Source organism: Bradyrhizobium sp. CW1, assembly GCF_023100665.1.
GTDB classification, from domain to species: domain Bacteria; phylum Pseudomonadota; class Alphaproteobacteria; order Rhizobiales; family Xanthobacteraceae; genus Bradyrhizobium; species Bradyrhizobium canariense_D.
On sequence record NZ_CP064684.1, the window covers coordinates 7,055,511 to 7,074,073 of the forward strand.

The 18,563-nt window shown below is 58.6% G+C and carries 14 protein-coding genes and 2 pseudogenes; 5 read left to right on the plus strand and 11 right to left on the minus strand.

Features of this window, described 5'->3' with window-relative positions:
- Positions 1-93: 93 nt before the first annotated feature.
- The 4 genes from nifK to IVB54_RS33905 all read right to left on the minus strand — a co-directional run bounded on the left by nifK (position 94) and on the right by IVB54_RS33905 (position 5,613).
- Complete coding sequence (gene nifK / locus IVB54_RS33890) at positions 94-1,653, minus strand: nitrogenase molybdenum-iron protein subunit beta (RefSeq protein WP_247299153.1); 1,560 nt, start codon at positions 1,651-1,653, stop codon at positions 94-96.
- A gap of 80 nt (positions 1,654-1,733) precedes the next feature.
- Entirely contained in the window at positions 1,734-3,236 is a 1,503-nt protein-coding gene (nifD, locus tag IVB54_RS33895) for a nitrogenase molybdenum-iron protein alpha chain (RefSeq protein WP_018457672.1), read from the minus strand.
- A 1,811-nt stretch (positions 3,237-5,047) separates the two neighbouring features.
- Positions 5,048-5,347 carry a hypothetical protein gene (locus IVB54_RS33900; RefSeq protein WP_247531109.1) on the minus strand — a complete coding sequence of 100 codons (300 nt, stop codon included), beginning with the start codon at positions 5,345-5,347 and terminating at the stop codon, positions 5,048-5,050.
- Complete coding sequence (locus IVB54_RS33905; protein WP_247285925.1) at positions 5,320-5,613, minus strand: hypothetical protein; 294 nt, start codon at positions 5,611-5,613, stop codon at positions 5,320-5,322. Before IVB54_RS33905 ends, IVB54_RS33900 begins: the two co-directional genes overlap by 28 nt.
- A 2,027-nt stretch (positions 5,614-7,640) precedes the next feature.
- Here IVB54_RS33905 and IVB54_RS33910 point away from each other — a divergent pair.
- A complete protein-coding gene (locus IVB54_RS33910; protein WP_276577062.1) occupies positions 7,641-8,708 on the plus strand; it encodes a cytochrome-c peroxidase in 1,068 nt (355 codons plus the stop codon).
- A gap of 385 nt (positions 8,709-9,093) precedes the next feature.
- Here the strand turns inward: IVB54_RS33910 and IVB54_RS33915 are convergent, their stop codons facing one another.
- From IVB54_RS33915 to IVB54_RS41865, 3 genes and pseudogenes are all read right to left on the minus strand, one after another.
- Positions 9,094-9,381 (minus strand): DUF6538 domain-containing protein, encoded by a 288-nt coding sequence (locus IVB54_RS33915; protein ID WP_247776923.1) that lies wholly within the window; start codon positions 9,379-9,381, stop codon positions 9,094-9,096.
- Between the two features lie 719 nt (positions 9,382-10,100).
- A pseudogene (locus IVB54_RS41580) lies at positions 10,101-10,383 on the minus strand (MFS transporter); the annotation flags it as partial.
- Between the two features lie 219 nt (positions 10,384-10,602).
- Positions 10,603-10,810 (minus strand): annotated as a pseudogene (locus IVB54_RS41865) (DNA polymerase IV); the annotation flags it as partial.
- A 595-nt stretch (positions 10,811-11,405) separates the two neighbouring features.
- Here IVB54_RS41865 and IVB54_RS33935 point away from each other — a divergent pair.
- The 4 genes from IVB54_RS33935 to IVB54_RS33950 all read left to right on the plus strand — a co-directional run bounded on the left by IVB54_RS33935 (position 11,406) and on the right by IVB54_RS33950 (position 14,813).
- Positions 11,406-12,311 (plus strand): hypothetical protein, encoded by a 906-nt coding sequence (locus IVB54_RS33935; protein ID WP_247336245.1) that lies wholly within the window; start codon positions 11,406-11,408, stop codon positions 12,309-12,311.
- 12 nt (positions 12,312-12,323) lie between these two features.
- Positions 12,324-12,743, plus strand: coding sequence for a hypothetical protein (locus tag IVB54_RS33940; RefSeq protein WP_247336248.1), 420 nt, complete (start codon positions 12,324-12,326; stop codon positions 12,741-12,743).
- Positions 12,744-13,328: 585 nt separating this feature from the next.
- Positions 13,329-14,516 (plus strand): S8/S53 family peptidase, encoded by a 1,188-nt coding sequence (locus IVB54_RS33945; RefSeq protein ID WP_247336252.1) that lies wholly within the window; start codon positions 13,329-13,331, stop codon positions 14,514-14,516.
- Positions 14,517-14,564: 48 nt separating this feature from the next.
- On the plus strand, positions 14,565-14,813 hold the full coding sequence (locus IVB54_RS33950; RefSeq protein ID WP_247336255.1) for a hypothetical protein: 249 nt from the start codon (positions 14,565-14,567) through the stop codon (positions 14,811-14,813).
- Between the two features lie 6 nt (positions 14,814-14,819).
- On the opposite strand, the gene IVB54_RS33955 is transcribed toward IVB54_RS33950, so the two are convergent.
- The 4 genes from IVB54_RS33955 to IVB54_RS33970 all read right to left on the minus strand — a co-directional run bounded on the left by IVB54_RS33955 (position 14,820) and on the right by IVB54_RS33970 (position 18,472).
- Complete coding sequence (locus IVB54_RS33955; RefSeq protein WP_247336258.1) at positions 14,820-15,179, minus strand: hypothetical protein; 360 nt, start codon at positions 15,177-15,179, stop codon at positions 14,820-14,822.
- A gap of 143 nt (positions 15,180-15,322) precedes the next feature.
- Positions 15,323-16,750 (minus strand): hypothetical protein, encoded by a 1,428-nt coding sequence (locus tag IVB54_RS33960; RefSeq protein WP_247336261.1) that lies wholly within the window; start codon positions 16,748-16,750, stop codon positions 15,323-15,325.
- The gene (locus IVB54_RS33965; protein WP_247336264.1) at positions 16,737-17,792 is read right to left on the minus strand and encodes a caspase family protein; all 1,056 of its coding nucleotides are present in this window, start codon (positions 17,790-17,792) and stop codon (positions 16,737-16,739) included. Before IVB54_RS33965 ends, IVB54_RS33960 begins: the two co-directional genes overlap by 14 nt.
- The gene (locus IVB54_RS33970) at positions 17,792-18,472 is read right to left on the minus strand and encodes a M12 family metallopeptidase (protein WP_247336266.1); all 681 of its coding nucleotides are present in this window, start codon (positions 18,470-18,472) and stop codon (positions 17,792-17,794) included. The genes IVB54_RS33965 and IVB54_RS33970 overlap by 1 nt, the downstream gene beginning before the upstream one ends.
- Positions 18,473-18,563 lie beyond the last annotated feature (91 nt).

Here is an 18,563-nt window from a genome sequence, read left to right on the forward strand (position 1 = left end):
ATTCGCACAGACCAAGAGGATGGCCCGGCGGAAAACCCGGGATCCCCGCCACAGCGCCGCTGTTCCTGCGGACGATGAGGCGGGGCGCTCGCCTCAACGTATGATGTCGAAGCTGTAGTCTGTCTTGCCAACCGAGCTGGTTTTTCTATCGATCTCATCAAAGATCTTGTCGAGAATCTTGACCAGCACATTCATGCTACCCTGATAGCCCCACACTGGATAACGATGGTGATGATGGCGATCGAAGATGGGAAACCCGATGCGGATTAGCGGCGTTCCGGTGTCACGCTCGAGATACTTGCCGTAGGTGTTACCGATCAGGAAATCGACTGGTTCTGTGAACAGGAGCGAACGCATGTGCCAGAGATCCTTGCCCGGGAAGGCGCGGCAGTTTCTACCGAACGGCGAGCTCGCGAACAGCGCCTGCATCTTCTGCTCCCAGCCCTTACTTCCGTTGGTCGAGAGCACGTGCGTCGGCTCAGCGCCAAGCTCCAGCAAGAATGCGGCAAGGCCATAGCAGAGGTCGGGATCGCCGTAGATCGCGAACTTCTTGCCGTGAACATGCGCGCTAGAGTCAGCCATTGCGTCTACCAGACGCCCGCGCTCCCGCTCCAGCGCATTGGGAATTGCCTTGTTGGTGATACGCGACAGCGTCATCAGGAAATCGTCCGTGGCGCTGACACCCAGAGGGTGATTGAAGGAGACGACCTCCTGGTCGTGCCCCTTGATGAAGGGCAACGTCTTCTCCGTACAATATTGCTGCATGGAAATGGTTGCCTTCGCATGGACTGCGTTCGCGGCATCCTTTAGTGTCGTGCCGCCATCATACATGCGGAACTCGCCGTCGGTGGGGGTATCGAACACATCACTGTTATCCGCGAGGATCGTGTAGCCGATCCCCATCAGCTCGAAGATGCGCTTTATCTCACGGATGTTTCCGACAGTGTAGCCGTCGAAGCCACCGATGAAGTTGATCCAGTTGTTCGCCTTGCGCTGGAGTTTAGGCGCCGTGCCGGCTTTGCCATCCCAGAAATGCTCGAGGATGCCCTTGAGCGCGTTGTCGTAGCCCGTAATGTGACTACCGACGAATGCAGGAGTGTGAGCGAATGGTACGTCGTAGTCCGCGGGGACTGAACCTTTTTCCTTTGATGTTTTGATGAAGGCGTTGAGGTCGTCGCCAATGACTTCCGCCATGCAGGTCGTGGCGACCGCGATCATCTTCGGCTTGTACATGTTGTAGCTGTTGGCAAGCCCGTCGGTCAGGTTGTTGAGCCCCCCGAACACAGCCGCGTCTTCCGTCATGGACGAGGAGACGCACGAAGTCGGCTCCTTGAAGTGCCGCGACAAATGGCTGCGATAATACGCGACGCAACCCTGGGAGCCGTGGACGAACGGCAGTGTGCGCTCGAACCCGAGCGCGGCGAAGACCGCACCTAGCGGCTGGCAAGCCTTCGCCGGATTGACGGTTAGCGCCTCGCGGGCGAAGTTCTTCTCGCGGTATTCGGGCGTCTTGGACCATTCTCCGATACGGTCGACTTCGGCGGGATCGTGCGGATTCTCAAATAGCGCCTTCTTATTGGCCAGCATCTGCTGGTATTCGTCTCCCCGGAAAAGCTCAGAGTGGTCGAGGATGTGTTCGGCGTTCTGTGTCATCATGGCACTCTTCAGGTTCTTGTGTTCGTTCTCCTGCCCTTCCCTCCTCTGCGGAAGAAAGGGCCCGAGCGTCGGCTTTCCTATTCCGCCGCCATGAGGCTCGGCCGCGGAGCGTCCTTCCAAGGTGCGGTGGTCTTCCCCCAGATCGGGGAGTTGATTGCCATGTCCATGTCTCGGGCGAAGATCGCGAAGCCGTCATAACCGTGGTAAGGACCGGAGTAGTCCCAGGAATGCATTTGGCGGAACGGCACGCCCATCTTTTGGAAGACGTATTTTTCCTTGATACCGGAGCCGACGAGGTCGGGCCGGATCTTTTCGACGAAGCGCTCGAATTCGTAACCGGTGACATCGTCGTAGATCAGCGTGCCGTCCTTGACGTAGTGCTGGGCGGTGCGCTGATAGTCGTCGTTGTGACCGAACTCATAGCCTGTGCCGACAACATCCATGCCGAGGTCCTCATACGCGCCGATGACGTGGCGAGGACGTAGGCCGCCGACGAACAGCATTACGGTCTTGCCATCGAGCCGCGGCCGGTATTTCGCGGTCACCGCATCGACCAGCGGCTGATATTTCGCGATGACGCGCTCGGCGCCCTCCTTGATCTTATCATCGAAGAAGCTTGCAATTTTGCGCAGCGACTCCGCGATTTTGGAAGGCCCGAAGAAGTTGTACTCGCACCAGGGAATCCCAAATTTTTCCTCCATGTGCCGTGAGATGTAATTCATCGAGCGATAGCAATGCAATATGTTGAGCTTCGCTTTCGGCGTCGCCTCCAATTCAGCGAGAGATCCATCCCCGGACCACTGGGCGATGACGCGCAGGCCCATTTCTTCGAGCAGGATCCGTGACGACCAGGCGTCGCCGCCGATGTTGTAGTCACCGATGATGGCGACGTCATAGGCGGTCGGCTGAAATTTAGAGCTGGCTTCTGGGGCGCTCTTGTCGAAGATCCAATCTCGAATGGCGTCGTTCGCGATGTGATGGCCGAGCGATTGTGACACGCCACGAAAACCCTCGCACCGCACAGGCACGATGGTTTTGCCGCCATATTCCTTTGACTTTTCTCTGGAGACTGCCTCGATATCGTCACCGATCAAACCAATCGGACATTCGGACTGAATGGTAATGCCCCTGTTGAGAGGAAACAGCTCCTGCAGCTCGTCGATGAGTTTGGTGACCTTTTTATCTCCGCCGAACACGATATCCTTTTCTTGGAAATCGGAAGTGAACTGCAGTGTCACGAACGTGTCGATGCCGGTCGTGCCGACGTAGTAGTTGCGCCGCGAGCCCCATGAGTACTGACCACAGCCGACCGGACCGTGGCTAATGTGGATCATGTCCTTGATCGGCCCCCAGACCACGCCCTTGGAGCCCGCGTAGGCACAGCCGCGGATGGTCATTACGCCCGGAATGGACTTGATATTGGATTTGACGCCACAATCGGACTTCCCCGCCTCGTGAACACTCAGATGCTTGGCGCGCCTTTTGGCAGTCTTCTCTGGGTAGACCTTCAACACCTCATCAATTAGCTGCTTGTTGCGCGCCTTGATCTCTGCGACGCTTTCGGTAGTTGCTCGGCTCATACAAATTTCCTTTCGATTGTCGTCTCAAATGAAGAAGCGGCGCTTTTCCGGTAGACCGACGGATTTCCGATGCGGCGTTGAGGTGTAAAGCGTGCAATCTCCCTGGCCGGTCCTACCGGACGCAACTCCGCGGGGTTCTGGATCATGCCGCAGCGTCGATCAGAATGTTGCAGCTCATCTCGGCTAAGCGCTTGCGAGCGCCGTGTGTGACGCTGTTGATTTGTCGATGGAATCGCTGACCAAGACGCGTCTCGGTGATGTCATGCCTGCCCTCCAGCCTTGGTCATATCGGCATCTTTACTCGCTCGCGTGCCATCAGGGGGCGGCCTGCCCCTCTGCATGTCGATGCAAACGCTAACAGCCGCCTGTTGCACAGGGGTTTGCAACGAGTGTGCCAGCGCTGGTTGAACACAAAAACCCACGTCTGTAGAACTAGATAGCTGGCAGGATGCGGATGTTATAAACCCGACCCTGCGTGGCACCGACAGGCGTACCCGCTAACGCTCTGTCTGAAACAAAACAATCACTTGCGCTCTCCGCCAGCGAGATAGGTAGAGTCTTCCCGCGCCGGCGTCACTCCGGTGCGCAGGTTTGCTTGGCGCCCCCATCGAGCGATCGCAAACACGATCGGCTCGAGAGAGTTCAGCGCACGTAGATGCGCCCATGGTGTTTGCGATCGATACGGAGCAAGTGATGATTGAGCGCTGCAGCACCTCTTCTGGATGACTAAGAGAACTCAGTTGTCAGCAGACGGCGTTGTTTCACTTACAGGCGATCTTTCGGTTCGCTCGTCATTCCAGTTGATCTCGTGGAGACGCGCTCTAAGTGGCGACACCCGATCTCGTGGAGAGCATTGGGGCTGATCGATTCTCAGCCCGCGATAGCCTTAAAGGCGCAAGCTCGTGGCCCTTGGTCATTCGGGGTAAAGAGGTCGGCGTTCTACAATGGCCCGTCCTTGTCATTCGGCAGTCCAGTTGCAGCTCGCTTCAGCATCTCGGTAAGACAGGCCGCGACGCAATTCGGCGCTTCGATCGGGCGCGCGTCGACTTTCTTTTATCACCGCTTGCGGAAGCGTGACGCGGTGAGCCGACGCCGGCACGCGGCACCGAGTGCAGCGACAACGAGGCCTGTCTGATAATGAGCGCGAGGCGCTGCTCCCACTACAGACGGACACCACTAGAGCGGCTCGATCAGCGCGGGCTGCCTTCAAGTGCGCGTTGAGCGTTCATCCTCCGTCAATGAAGCTTCCCATATTCTCTGTTCGGCAAATAGGGCCCGTGGATAGCCTACTTTTATCTACTTCCCGGCGCGAAATTGATGCTTTCCAGCCTTTGGCCAACGGCATGGGACAAAACAAACCCCGCCGGGTGGACGGCGGGGGTCTGAAGCGAGCATGATGGGTGCGAGGTCTACGGAGCGGCTCGGCTACTCATCGTCCGGCCGATGTTGCCGAGGTTGAGATTACACCGAGGGCGACCTAGCGCTGCATTCCGGCGTTATCCTTCTATCAGCATCGATTGAGGCCGTTTCGCCGCTTAACCACGCTGATGCGTCCATCGCGTGCGTCATCTTTGGCCACCGCGGAACCAGCGCTTCTTCTGTTCGCGCTTGCGCTCAGGGCTTTTGCTCGGTCGATTGGGGATGCATACCCCCCAATGCTCTCGCAGCGCCGGCCTCGTTGCTGGCAGAGTAGAATCCGGCGTCAGTCGCCACCAGCCGCGGCACGCCCCCTGGTGGGTTGCGATGGCCGGGATCAACAGATCGCCATTGGGCCGCCGGGCATAGAGTTAGTCGACGATCTTGCAGCTTGATCATTTTGCCGAACTCATTGGGCTTGCCGGCTTGTCCTTACGGATGATCTCGGGCCGGCGGCTCGAACACGCCGAGAACCTTATCTTCCACATGAGTGTCGCCGTGGAAGATGCGCGCCCGGGCTCTTGACGCATCACCCGCAGTACCAGCGGCAACATCCTATCGAGCTCCGCGCGGAGCCCCTCCAGTGCGATCTGCTGCAGAATGTCCGTTGCCTTCTTCACTCCTTTGGATATTTCTGCGTTTGCGGAAATGAAGCGTAAGACACGAGTCACTTCCAAAAAAGAGATTCTGGCCAATCTGTGAACTCCAATTCGAAGCTACGTAGGCCAGTAAGTTTGGTGGTGAATTTAAGGGTCTTCCCTGAAAGGGCTGCCAATGAGCCAGATGCGAACTTGAATACTGTCGTGCCGGAAGTTGCGACCGCAATGCCTTGCTCCCCTTCCATGCTAGAGAAGCCGGTCGCCTCGGAGAGTTGCCCAATTGCAACTCCCTCCAGCGCGCGGTGAAATTCCAGGGACGCTAGGTACGTTCCTTTATCAGCAGCCCACTCGCTGACCGACACTGCTGTAATCCCCGCGTCACGCGAGAGACCATCCGCGATCCGGCAGCCATATTGAACGGTGAGAACGACCCGCTCGCTCCGAACTCCGACCGGCTCTCGATCGGCGGCAGTGATCGTGCACGCGTACCGCCTTGTGTCCGCAACCGCGCTCGCGCTTAGCCCGAGCAGCTCGAGAGCGGAACATAATGCAAAAGCGATAGCGGCTCTTCTCATTCGGCTACACCTAGTCTGGAGTATCGTTCGCCTGCTCTGTACAATCTGACGCTACGGCCGATTCAAGCTTCTTCGATCGCTCTGTCGGATGAAAGCTACTCATGGTGACCGCGGTTTCGCAGAAACGGCGCAATCGGTGTCCCCCAGCCGTGGTCCTGGATGGCGGGCCCGAACGGTTTCATTATCGGCGCTCACCGTGCGCCGCGGGCCAGCACATCGGTGAAAAGGCTGAGGACCGACGCATTTCAGCTCGGCGGCGGCCATGATGGCGCGGCGGTCCGCGGCGACGGAGCCTACGTTTCTGACGCAGGCGCATGCGTTCTATGAGCCGACGCCATTTTGCGCGCCAATGACCTGCGGCTCCCGAATTTTGCTTGACAGTGTCAATGTAAAAGGAAACGTAGTCGCTAGGAGCCGTTCAAAGGCAGATTGCCGCTCAAGCAGGCGATCTTCGAGAACCTTACGCTCGAGATCACTCAGCTCGCATTTAAGCCTTCTTCGACAGCGCCAAATGTCATTCCGCACGTGTCGGATCTCATTCAATCGATCGTCAATCGAAGCCATCGCCGACGCCATATCTAACTTGAACCAGCCATGGACAACTGGTCAATCACGTCCTTCCCTCAGTAAGACGCGGATAAGATCTCACGACCTGGCCACCTGCGGACATGATGTAAAGATCTCCTACCAACATGTCCTCTTGTACGGAAGTCTTTCAACGCAAGAGCACGAAGTGACCATTGCTTCTGCAGAAGTTCAGCTATTTTTGCGACCAGCGCGTAGGATTTCAAAAGCTGCCACTCGGCCGTGAGTGGGTCGAAATGGTTATCTTATCCCAACCCACACGCGGCCCGATCAGGTGTCAGGCCGGCACTTCAGCTGGTGTCGAATGGGAATATCCGAGTAAATCGGACGGTCGTACCGTCAAACTCTAGTCTAGGTAACAGATTTGAGATGGGCAATTGCTATGCCAGCGAACCCCAGGTGGGATTCAAGACAAGCCATGTTCAGGCTTCGGGGCTCGTCTGTTACAAACGAGCGCGATTTCGGAGGCGGCTCGCAAAGAACCGACCCGGATATGAGTCGGCGAGCCTTCATTCGGCAGGGCGAGGCGAAATCGTGAGCGATGCGCACCGCCGGGCGCCTCGGCTCAGTGTCTCGCCGTAGGCCAGCGTTGATCTTTGTACCGCCGTGCCACGTGTGGCCGGCAAGCCTGGCAATCGGATCTCATCACAAAACTTTCTGTGCGATGATGTCTAGCCGGGACTGGCGCTTGTCGCATCTGTGACACTGTATGTATTCATCAAAGCAAGACATCCGACGTTGTTCGGCAGCCCGGACTCGTTTTGTACCTAAATCAGCAGCTTGCATGTCAGATGCAAGACTGGCATGGGGGTTGCTATTGTCCAGCGACACCGTGAGCGCTGAGCGCGACCAGCGGTGCAACACGGATAGATCAACTTCGCTGGAGCGTATTGGCCACCCAATCGCTCAATGGAGAACCGATGCGGCCACCGGACAGATTATCCTTTTTCGGCACGCTTATTGTTGTCAGATCGGCCATCATTCCGAAGGTTGCGGCGCTAGTCTGATCTACCAAGGTCGTGATCTAAGCTCAAAGCGAATTCGCGAATCAAATAACGGCTTAAAGCCTCTTGGGCGAACGCCGGCAGCGAGCACCTCGAAATCGAACATTTGATGCAGCCTCGCTTCACAGGGGCCGGTGCATGCTGCGCCGGCCCGTTGAGGGAACAGAGTGTGGCATCGCTTTCGACTGTTTCCTTCGTATCAATCAGAACTGATGAGGCGGGTGTATGAACAAATCGATCCGGGAGCTTCGGCTTGTGGCTGAAGCATCTGTTTTGGCGATTGGCCTGTTGATGTCGTCAGGAGCTAGCGCGGACGATGATCTGATGAGAACCGCCAGGCAGATCTTCCATCCGATCCCCTCAATCATTCCTGCGGTAAAGGACAATCCAGTCACGCATGAAAAGGTCGAGCTTGGCAAAATTCTGTTCTTCGATCCGCGGCTATCGGCAAGCGAGATCATTAGCTGCAATACGTGCCACAATCTCGGCAGCGGCGGAGTCGATGCCGGTCCGACCTCAGTCGGTCACGGCTGGAAGGTCGGCCTACGTCGGGCCCCAACCGTCTACAACGCGGTGTTCAATTCGGCGCAATTCTGGGACGGACGCGCAGCGGACCTCAAGGCGCAAGCAACTGGCCCTGTGCAGGCGAGTGCCGAAATGAATGCGACTCCGGATCATGTGCTCGACACCTTGAACTCAATGGCCAGTTATGTCGTCTTGTTCAAAAATGCTTTCCCGAACGAGGCGAGACCGGTCAGCTTTGAAAACTTTGCGAAGGCAATCGAGGCTTTTGAAGCCACTCTCATCACACCTGCGGCCCCGTTCGATCAGTATTTGGAGGGCAATACACATGCTCTCGATGATCAGCAGAAGTCAGGGTTGGCGCTGTTTATGGAGAAGGGATGCTCCTCTTGCCACAATGGAATCAATGTCGGTGGACAGGCCTACTTCCAGTTCGGCGTGATGAAGAAGCCGGACGCAACCCTGCTTCCGCAAGCCGATAAGGGCCGATTCGCGGTCACCAAGGCGGTCGGCGACGAATATGTCTTCCGCGCGGCGCCGTTGCGGAACGTTGCTTTGCGAGCCCCTTACTTCCATTCGGGCCAGGTTTGGAGCCTGAAGCAAGCTGTTGCCCTGATGAGTGAAATCCAGCTCGGCGCCAAGCTTAGCGATGGGGAAGAAAACGATATTGTCGCGTTTCTGAATTCGCTTACCGGGCGGCTACCTAAGATCGAGTATCCGGTACTACCCACCCGCACCAACACGACGCCAAAGCCTTCAATAGACAGATAGGATTAACAGCACCGGCCTCATGCCTCGCCGAATAATAATAGATGCGACGCAAGAACCCGGCGTCCCGCAATGACGTCAAAATGAATGATCCCACTCATAACCAGGCAATCGGGTAGGAGGAAGCCTCACGGCTTCCCCTTACCGCGGTTCGTCAGGCACCATTGAGGTGGCGGTGCAATCCAATGAGGGACGGCAGCCCGAGTTGCACGAAGAAGGCGGCGCGATAGGCATCGTTCATGTGGCTTGCCCCGGCATCCCGCCCGTCATCAATCCAGCTTGAGCGCCTTGTGCGCAACCCAGGCGGCCCGCTCACCCGGCTGCTGTTCAAACTGCTCAACCCACGGCTCGTGAACCAGACCAGCCAGCCCTATGATCTGCTTGTGCGTTAGCGGGCTCGGCAGTGTCTGCGTGCCGCCCAGAGCTTCGCGAGTGCGACGCCAGCTTGGTTCTTCCGTATTTCGGCGATTGCGACTTCGCGCGTCTTAAGTGAGAATTTCACCTCAGCGCCAATACGGGCACTCACGACGAACGCGGGGCTGCCCATGCACTGCTCGAACGTCAGCAGTGCTCGGTCATTATCCAGGGCGCGCAGAATATCGGAGGGCGTGCGCGTCCTGAAGCTCCAGAACGAGGAGTCGTTGTCTTTCGATAGATAAGCCATTCGATAGTTCATCGTCGCTGTGTCCCGGTTCTGTGTACCGGTCAGCGGCTCAAATTCCCTGCAAATTAGCGATTTCAATCGCTTGGATATGGTGTGGTGCCCAGGAAAGGACTGGCACTCAATCCGCCAAAAATCGGCAAAAACAGATACTTAACTCCGCAATAAGTCTGGCGCTTGTACCACTCCAATGTGCTCGTGTCGACCTTGTGGTCTCCGGCGAACCTCGCGCACTGACGGGCAGCAAAACTAGGCTGGAGGAGCAGTTTGGCATGACGGCCCCCGGCTCACTTCGTCCGAAGCGCATCGTGTTTGCCCAAAGAGGCCGCGGCCATCCTCGCGAAATCCTCGCCATGGCGTCCATAAACCGGGCGACTTGGCGGACCGGGATACCAGGGCCGGTTGGCTGACTCTCGCTTCGCGGCATTTATTGTGTCGCGGCGGAGCGTGTCGGAGACCAGCCGCGCCCGCTCGGAGGGCGACATGGGACCATAGTTCACGCACCATCCGCAGTGTCAAGCACCGCAAGATATCCGTGCGGCCCGAGAAAGTAAGTCTCCAGACCCGCGATCCCGCCGAGGCCAAAGTGCGGCACGCGAAGGCACTCGCGGAGCTCGAAGCTCGCTGGGCCAATCTGCGGGCTGGACCGAAAGCTCTTACGGAGCGTGACGCGCATCAACTTGCGGCGGTTTCATATGAGCGATGGTTAGAGCAGTACAGGGACAATCCTACGCGATCGACCAGCAGACGTGGGAGAGCGCGAATTGGGCTGCGAACAGGGCCGGTCTGTCCGCGGCGGCTGCCGAGCGGCGCAGCAGGCGCCCGGAGGGCGTCAGGACCGCCGAGTAGCCGATCCCGAGAAGCGTCCACGTCGGCAGAAGCGCGTACCAGAGGCGTCCGTCGCCTCCGGACAGGGTCATGACCGATCCGAAGGCGGCCAGCATTCCCGCCGATGGGAGCATGACTGCGGTCGGGAAACCGGTCGAGCAGGCGAGGCAGCAGGAGCGCCGCCGCCACGAACGTTGTACGCAGTCAGACATGGCTACCGACACGCTCGAGGTGGACTTGGAAAAGTTCGGATTGCTTTGGCAACGAGGGCGGGATTCGGCGCGCAACGTTTAGGCAAGTTCTCGGAGATTTTTGATTTGGGAGAGTTTCTAATGAGGATTGAAGAGAAGTAACTCGAGACGTGGGCGATCCTCGAAGCGCGGCTTCACGAGATGAAGTCCGGACATGCCGCTCCGCGGTGACCGACGGCACGCGGACGCTGAACTTGCGCGCTTCGTAGCTGGCTGCGGCCACCATGCCGCGCTCGCAAAATCTACCGACCGCGACCGGCTTGCCGCTGAGATCCGGATCGTTGCGCTGCTCGACAGATGCGTAGAAGGCATCCATATCCATGGATGATCTTTTGCGGCGGTTTGATTTGATTCGTATCGCTCATGTCAGGCATCGGACGACGGTTTCCTAAACTGTGCACTCGCATCGGAATGCGTCGCTAAATCCCGGGACAATCGTACGGTTTCGGCAAACTCTGCACGATCTAGACATCCCTCTCGGAGATCACCATCTCGGAGATCACCATCGCGCACTTTCCGACGATCGAGCGGCGGCCAGCCTCTTGAACTTCATCAACAAGAGGCGCGAAAAACTGCGTCTCCACGCATGCGTGCAGATGGAAGGCAGCCGCGGGGCGGGCGGATGAATGGTGCCGAGATCGGTGCTGTACGGTATCGAGGCAACCGCCCTGCCCAGCTTTTGCAAAGTTTAAAGCTATCGACATTCGAATGTCGGCCTCGACGCGGCTCCGCGGTTGCGATTGCTGACGAATTGCGCAACAACTGTTGCGTGCCAGCTACAGACTCGCAATCGCTATTGATGCAGTCTCACCAAGTAATTCAGTTTATAGCAACAGAGCCATTCCTCGGGAGAGCGCCGTGCTTTTGCGGATCTTGCCGCTTACAGCGGCCGTTTTTGTCGCCGGATGTGCAATTCGACCGCTACCCGAACACGTATCCGGGGTCACAACGCCAACTATCGTGAAGCAGATCCGCTGCGAAACGCGGCAAGCCATCATCGACCTCACGCTCGGCTGGCTAACGGCGGACGAAAACCTGAAGAATCGCCGTGTCGATCCTCAAGCCCACGCCATCGGGTGGGAGTTCAAAGATAGACGCCGCCCGATCGGTCATTTTGAGCCGAAGCTCTTCCACGGCCATGTCAAGGATGTCGTGGATACGTTCTACACGGCGGGCGTTGCCTACACGTTCGACCTCGAGATGACCGAGGCAAATAATCTCCGTGCGGAATTGAATCTTCTCAAGCCGTTCACGGACTCGAATCTGAAATTTGGCCTGAAGGGCGAGGCCGACCGCTCCCGCAAGAACCAACGCCTCTTCACGCTCACCGATAATTTCGGCGGACTTCTAAAGCTGCCCGAACACTACTGCAGCGGGGAGTCGATCGGACGCAACTACACTCATCTCGTTCCGCCGGACTACATCTACCCGATCACCGGCAATATCGGCGTGAAAGGCTTCCTGGCCGATTTCATCAATATGTCTATCTTTGATAACCTTGGAGGACCAAAGGAAGAGCCGAAGGGTCCCCCAACTCTGGTCGATGCGCTCGAATTCCAGACCATGGTCAGCGGCGGTGTCACGCCGTCACTACTGTTCACGCAGGTCACCCCGGGCCTGCAAGTTGTGGACGCGTCGTTCACTGGGGAGGTTATCCGAACGGATCTGCACAAGATCACCATGGGCGTCGCCGTGACCAAGCCTGGATTGCGCTCCCTTGGACAAGTTCGAGCATACCCAGCGTTTCCGAGCCTGCTGCTCATCAGCGCTCGCCCGAGGACGTCCGCAGAGGCGATCGCCGCCGACGCAGTCAATCAGGCCCTCACGCTCAACCTATTCCGAACCAACATCGTTGTCGCAAGGTAGAGGAGTATCACCATGTCGAAAACGACCAAGAGCGAAGCGAAAAAGACGAGGGCTTCATCTCCGAAGCGAAAGGCCAAACCAGTCGAACCAGTCACCCCTCAGTATGTTCCGGAAAATGCTTCGGTCGTGATGGCACTTCACGACGTGATCAAGGTCTTTAAGATGATCGCGAGCCACGACAAACTCACGGCGTTTACCAGAATAGTCAAGAATAGGGGGGCCGAGGTACGCATCCCGGCGCAAACGGTCAACTTGGTAAAAGATTTCGTTGCCACGAAGGGGCTTCACACAAACGCGGTCGGCAAGCAGATCGTCAATGCCCGCAAGAAAAGGCTGGCGAATACGATATTCAGATCTGCTTCCGTCACCGCCGCTGCAACCGAAGACGGCGATCCCAACCAGTGCGTTATGGGACGTGTGGAGCGCGGATAAGCTGTGATCGCGCGGCGTCAGGCGCCGGCAACAATATCGCGCGCGCGAATTCGAGCTCAAAGCAGGCTGACGATCGAAAGCAGAGTGAACGACACCGCCAAAATCGGCGTGATACATGCCAGCGACCAAGTCTAACCCAGCAACGCCTCAAATTGGAAGTGGGAAGATTTCTGAACACCGTACGTGCTTCCTAGTGGATGTGCGACGTCGGCGCGGATCGCGCCGACTTTGCACATTGTTTGGCGACGAAGCGCGAGCAGGATTTCCGAGAACGGTCGCCGCGCCGTGCGGTTAGTGTTGTTTCGATGAGGGGAAGGCAGTCGTGGAAGAGGAAGACAGAGCGCATGAATCCCCCTCTGGCTCTTCACCGCCTCCGGGCGATCGACGGTGGTGAGTTGCGAATGATCATCATTTCAGCCGTTGAGAATCTCTCCAGCGAACGATCTGGCGCTACCTCGCGAAGGCTTAAACTCTTGCTGTTGCGCAACATGGGTGAATAGCGGGTGATCTCTGCGCAGTGATGTACGAGGGCCTTTCTTTTTTCGGAAGCCGACGGCATTCTCGTGCTTATCAGGAGCGCCCAGCATGGCTGACGATGAGATAGACTTCGCCGTCGAGGACGAGAATGGCAACGGAGTAGCCGCGGAAGTCTTTCTCCGGATCACCCCTGCCGGCGGTCATGCGATCGATCTTACGGGCATGTCGGACCACAGCGGAATGGTGTCTTTCAAGGTGCCGCCGTTCGCGACATTCGAGTGCCTTCTGGTCCGGGCCGTCGGCTTTTGGTCGGCCTACTCGGAGGACATCGAGGATTGCGGCTCGATCACGATGATACGGCTGCCCGATGTCGAAGAACCGGCCTGGTGGCTGGAATGCCTGGGTATCGACACGGGCGATTTTAACCGCGGGGCTAACATTAAGATCGGAGTGGTGGATACCGGTTTCGGCAAGGCTGAAGGCATCCAGCACGTTCGGGAGGTGGTGGGGGCCAAGCAACGGGAGGAAGACGATTACGACGGGGCCGGCCATGGAGAGATCGTCTGTCGGGTCCTTGGGGACCGCAGCGAACGGGCAAGACGATGGATGTCGGTGGCGCCCGGGGCCGAGATATTCTTTGCCGATGCGTCGCACGACGACGATCGGGAGACTATCAGTTCGCTGCGCGCCCAGGTCGCGATCAATCTGCTGGTCAGAGCCGGTGTGGATCTGATCAATCTCAGTTGGGGTGAACCATTCGAAGACGAAGGAGTGCTTGCGGCGATCGAAGCCGCCAGCCGATTGGGGGTCACGATCATCGCCGCTTCGGGCAACGACCCGAACGAACAGCGGGTCTATTTCCCGGCACGACACGAAAGCTGCATCGCTGTTTCCGCTTTCGGGCGATCGGAATGGGGAGAGCCCGGTACGTTGGTGGCCTACGACCGGACGAACAGCAATTCCATCGGCACGTCTCCCTCCGGGGACGAGATCTATTTGTGGTGCAATAATACCTGTGGATCGGAAGTCGATGCGATCGCCCCTGGAGTCGGCATCCTCGTGCAGCGCAACAATCGGATTCATGCAGCAGTGTCAGGTACTTCGTTCGCAGCGCCGCTGGCCTGCGGCACCCTCGCGGTTGCGCTTGGGCAGGACGAGGCGTATTTAAGGATGGCTCGCTCCGAAGATCGAACCCGGTATGCGAGAAGAGCGTTCTTGAAGATGTGCCGATCGGTAGGGTTCGACCGTTTGAGTGAGGGATCCGGCTCCCCCTTCGCTGCTGCAAGAGGGCGTTAAGGCCCTTTTAGGAGAATCGGTTAGCTTGAAGGCGGGTTGGAGGTTTCTATGAAAGAGAAACTTATCGTTTGTCTCAGCTCGGATCTGATGGTCGCCAATTCGCAAGGCGCGCGTCACAACATCCATGAGATGGTCAGGTCCATTCCCAGCATCAAGATCCTGTCCGGCGATCCATCGATTTCCATCAGCCTCGAAATCGATAATCGTTATACCGATCGCCTTCGCGACACTTTGGACGGTCGTTGCACGGTAGGCCCGGAGCGGACGTTCAGGACGCTGGGATATCGTCGCTCTTGATGCGCATCACGGCAGTCGCCTTCCGCTGAAGCCGTCTGTCGCTCGACTGCCCGAGGGCATCGGAAGACCGCTGAGCTCGCTGTAAAGCAATCCGCTGACGAACTGCGTACGCAGGCGGTGGATCGAGTCGGGGCGCTCGATCGCGAATTCCATCTGCCAGGAGATATCGGCCGGCGTCGTCGCTACACCGAACGAATTGAGCGGACTGACTCCTGCCTCATCTTCGACGCCATCGACCACGAGCAGCCGCAGCGACGGCAGCTCGCGGGTCGCGATGCGCAGTCGGCGGCCATCGCAAGCGCTTCCCCGCGCTTGTACCGAATCCGACAGCTGCAGGGCTATCCAGACATCCTCGCCCGCCGCCAAAGGCGCAAGGACGTCCGTCTCGTCGCTGCTTTCGTTCAGGACATGGACCAGGATCGCGCCGCGGTTGGCGTCCAGTCCCTGACCTACGCGTCGCTGGAAGGACAGGGCCCATCCGTCGCCGGTGATCTCGTGGAGGGGCCCCTTCAGGGAAAGAGCTTTCGTAGCATCGTGTCGAGTTTCGACGCGGGAATGCCGAGCACCTTGGTCAGTTCTCCCTTTTCGTCCAGACTCAATTCCGGCATCGAATTCCGAACGGTCGACGCTGTACCGCGAACCACATCTAGACCGTGGGCAAGCGTTCTGAAGGTCGAATTCAATCGAGAGCGGAAGGGATTGGCGGCGTTCGACCTCGCGATGTCCGCGCGAGATCGCGCCGCGAAGAAATCCTGCAGCGTTTCCTCCAGCCTTTTGTCGGCGGCCGTCGTCCCTTCGACGGTGGCCGATCCCTTCCACAGAAGCCAGGGGCTGCCGGGCAGCACGAGGGCCGACAGCCGACCAGCCTCCGACTCCTCGGGAAAGACGTCCTTCTCCACTAGGCTGTGGGCCACGGCAAGATCCCAGCTCGCGCGCAGCATGGGCGGAGACGCGATGTGACGAGGCACCATCGGCGAAGGCGTCGCGCGCGCAAGAAAGAGCGCCCGCACGTCCGGATGGTCGCTACCCAGAATGTTGAGAAGATTTCCGGTCACCGTTTCAAAATCCGCGACGTTGTCCGGCTCGTCGCGAAGCAGAAGATGCGCGCCCAGAAGACCGAGCATGGGGGCGTCGAACTTGGCGCGCAGGATCTGATCGAGCACGTCCGGCGACAGGATCTTCCTCTTCTGGGTGAGCGCATAGCGCGCGACTTCAGCCAACCAGGTCTGCTCGCTGTTCGGATCGAACGACTGTCGGGGCGAGATCGAAATCGCCGCGTCCCCGATGTCGAGCTTCGCCTTGTCTTGCGCCCCTTGGCTCGACGCGCTCCGTTGCAGCAGGAACGCCTGTGTCTGCTGGTTGCTTGTGGCGATGATCGTCCGCGTGACGCCGGCGCGCTGCAGTCGGTACGACCCCGGAGCGACCTCGGCCGACCAGGCCGCTATCGGATCGCCGTCGAACTCCCGCTCGGCGAGTTTGCCGAGGTCCAACTTGAAGCTCGAGGACTCGCTGCTGAACGTCAGGCCTTCCGCCGGGTTGATGGGGGCCGAATGGCCGAGGCGCGACCAGACGCGTGCGACAACCAGTACCGACGCTCCCTTTCCGAGGGTCTGCGTGAAGGTCTCGCTGACCCGACGCGCCATCTCCTGATGGTTGCCGTGCGAGCGGCTCGTGTTTGCGAGCGGGATCGGCGAGTAGAGGTCCGGCGACGCGTCGATCCTGAGTTCCTGATCTCTGTCGAGCGCGACGATCTTCTCCTCGACCGTGGGCCCGACGCGAATTCGGACCTTGTAGATGTCGGAAGGCAGCTCCTTGCTCAGACGCCCTACCGAACGCGCGACCGTGTTCGCGCTGCCGTCGAGCACGGAGATCTCTGCCGGAGCCGAAGCTTCGACGACGAGCGTGTTGAGCTTCGGCGGGTCGCTAGATGGAGACATCTTTAATCACCGGGCTGCCGTCTGCCTTCAAAGCCCCCGTCACCTCGAATGTCTGTTCCGCTGCGCCGTATCTTACCCTGTAGAAGCCTCGTGGCAAAGTCAGCGACCACACCGGCGGTGCCTGATCGACCGACGCGACCGTGGCGAAGCCCGCACCTTCGATCCAAATCTTGGAGTTGGGATTGGCGACTGCGATCGCGACGGGGAAGGCGGCCGCTGCGTTCCAGCCCGGTGGTGCTGCAAGGATGTCGAAAGGGTCGGGATCGTATACTTCAGGGCACTTGGCCACCTCGTCGTCGTCTAGTTCTTCGTCGGAAAGCAGCTTTTTCATGTTGTCCTGCAGGAACAACTTCAGCTGCGCCGTGGTGATCGCGCCCGTCTTCGGATCCCGGGCATCCCCACCGAGTCCTTGCATCAGGGTGGCGGAAAATACGCCGTGCATGCCGTTCTCGAACGGCTTTTCCTTGGAGATTAGGCGGTCCTTCGCCGAAAACGCGTAGAAGCGGCGGCGGGTCTGGCCGAGCGAGGCTTGCTTCTTGCGGAGAAAGGGAGGGGTCAAATCGACGTCCGGGATCGACGTGCGGCATGCGTCCTGAAAAAGGATCACTTCGTCGAACCATCCGCCTTCGTAGAACCTGTTGGCCCATAGCATTGCGGCGATGCTGTGGACGCGTTTCAGGCTGGCGTTTGCCATCAGAACGGCCGACCTGTCCAACGACGGCGAGAACCCGTGACCGGAGAAGAACATCCAGAGGCGGCGGCCGGCTTGATGTCCCGATGCGGCTTGATTGTTCGCTTCGGCTGCGTTGTCGATATCCGTGAAGAAGCGCTCGATCTGCTCTTTCGCAGGCCGCTCATCGTCGGCATTGGCTGACGCGGTGAAAGAAGAGCTGGTCAGCAACAGCGCGTACTTGGTGTCGACTTGGCCGACCGACGTCACCCAGGCATGGAATGCCTTGGCGTCGTTCTCCGCGCCGGCAAGCGCGGAGATCGCTGGGTATCTGTCGATCCCCACCACGAGTGCTCGGTCGGCCAAGGGCATCAGTATTGCTTCTTGATAAACCTCTTGTCCTCCTCGGATAGCTTCGAGTTGAAGCCTACCGAGAAGCCCCCGATCGTCCAGGATTCCGGGATAGGATACATCATGATGGAGTTCTTATCGAGCTTAGTTCCCGCGATCTCGTTGGGGGGATAGGTCTCGAACATGTTGTGCTCGATCGTCGCTTCGTCCCAGTTGTTGGGCGGGCCCGACAAATCCGCGATGACCGCGGGCTTGTTCCACTTGATCGGCTGATCCGGATTTTGGTGCTCGTGGATCAGTCCGAGCGCGTGACCGAACTCGTGGAGAATCACCGCACGCGCCTCGTCGTCGGAGATGCCGGGCGTGAGCCACCCGAAGTTCATGGTCGGCTCGCCTTTCGGGACCTGCCGGCAGGTCGTTCCGATGACGGACCAGGATCCTTCGTACTTGAACGAGATCCGGATGTCGCCACCGGTGGGTACCCACGAGAAGGTCAAGTCGGCCATGCCGGGGGCAATCCACTCCGCCGCGAACCTTCTGACCAGAGCCTTTTGTTCGTCCGTTCCGTCAAGGAAGCTGATTCTTATCTCATCGCCTTTTTGCCATTTGCTGTCCTTGACGAGCGCCGCTCTTTCGTTGCCGTCGGTTGGCGCCTTGTCCTTGAACCAAGCAAAGCACCACCGCTTCGTCTCGTCGGCCATTGCAACCTCCTAATGAAATCTCAGATCGTGTCGTCGACCTCGGGCCGGCCACGTCGAGTGTTGCTAATGGCAACCGGCGCTGTGAGGCCGA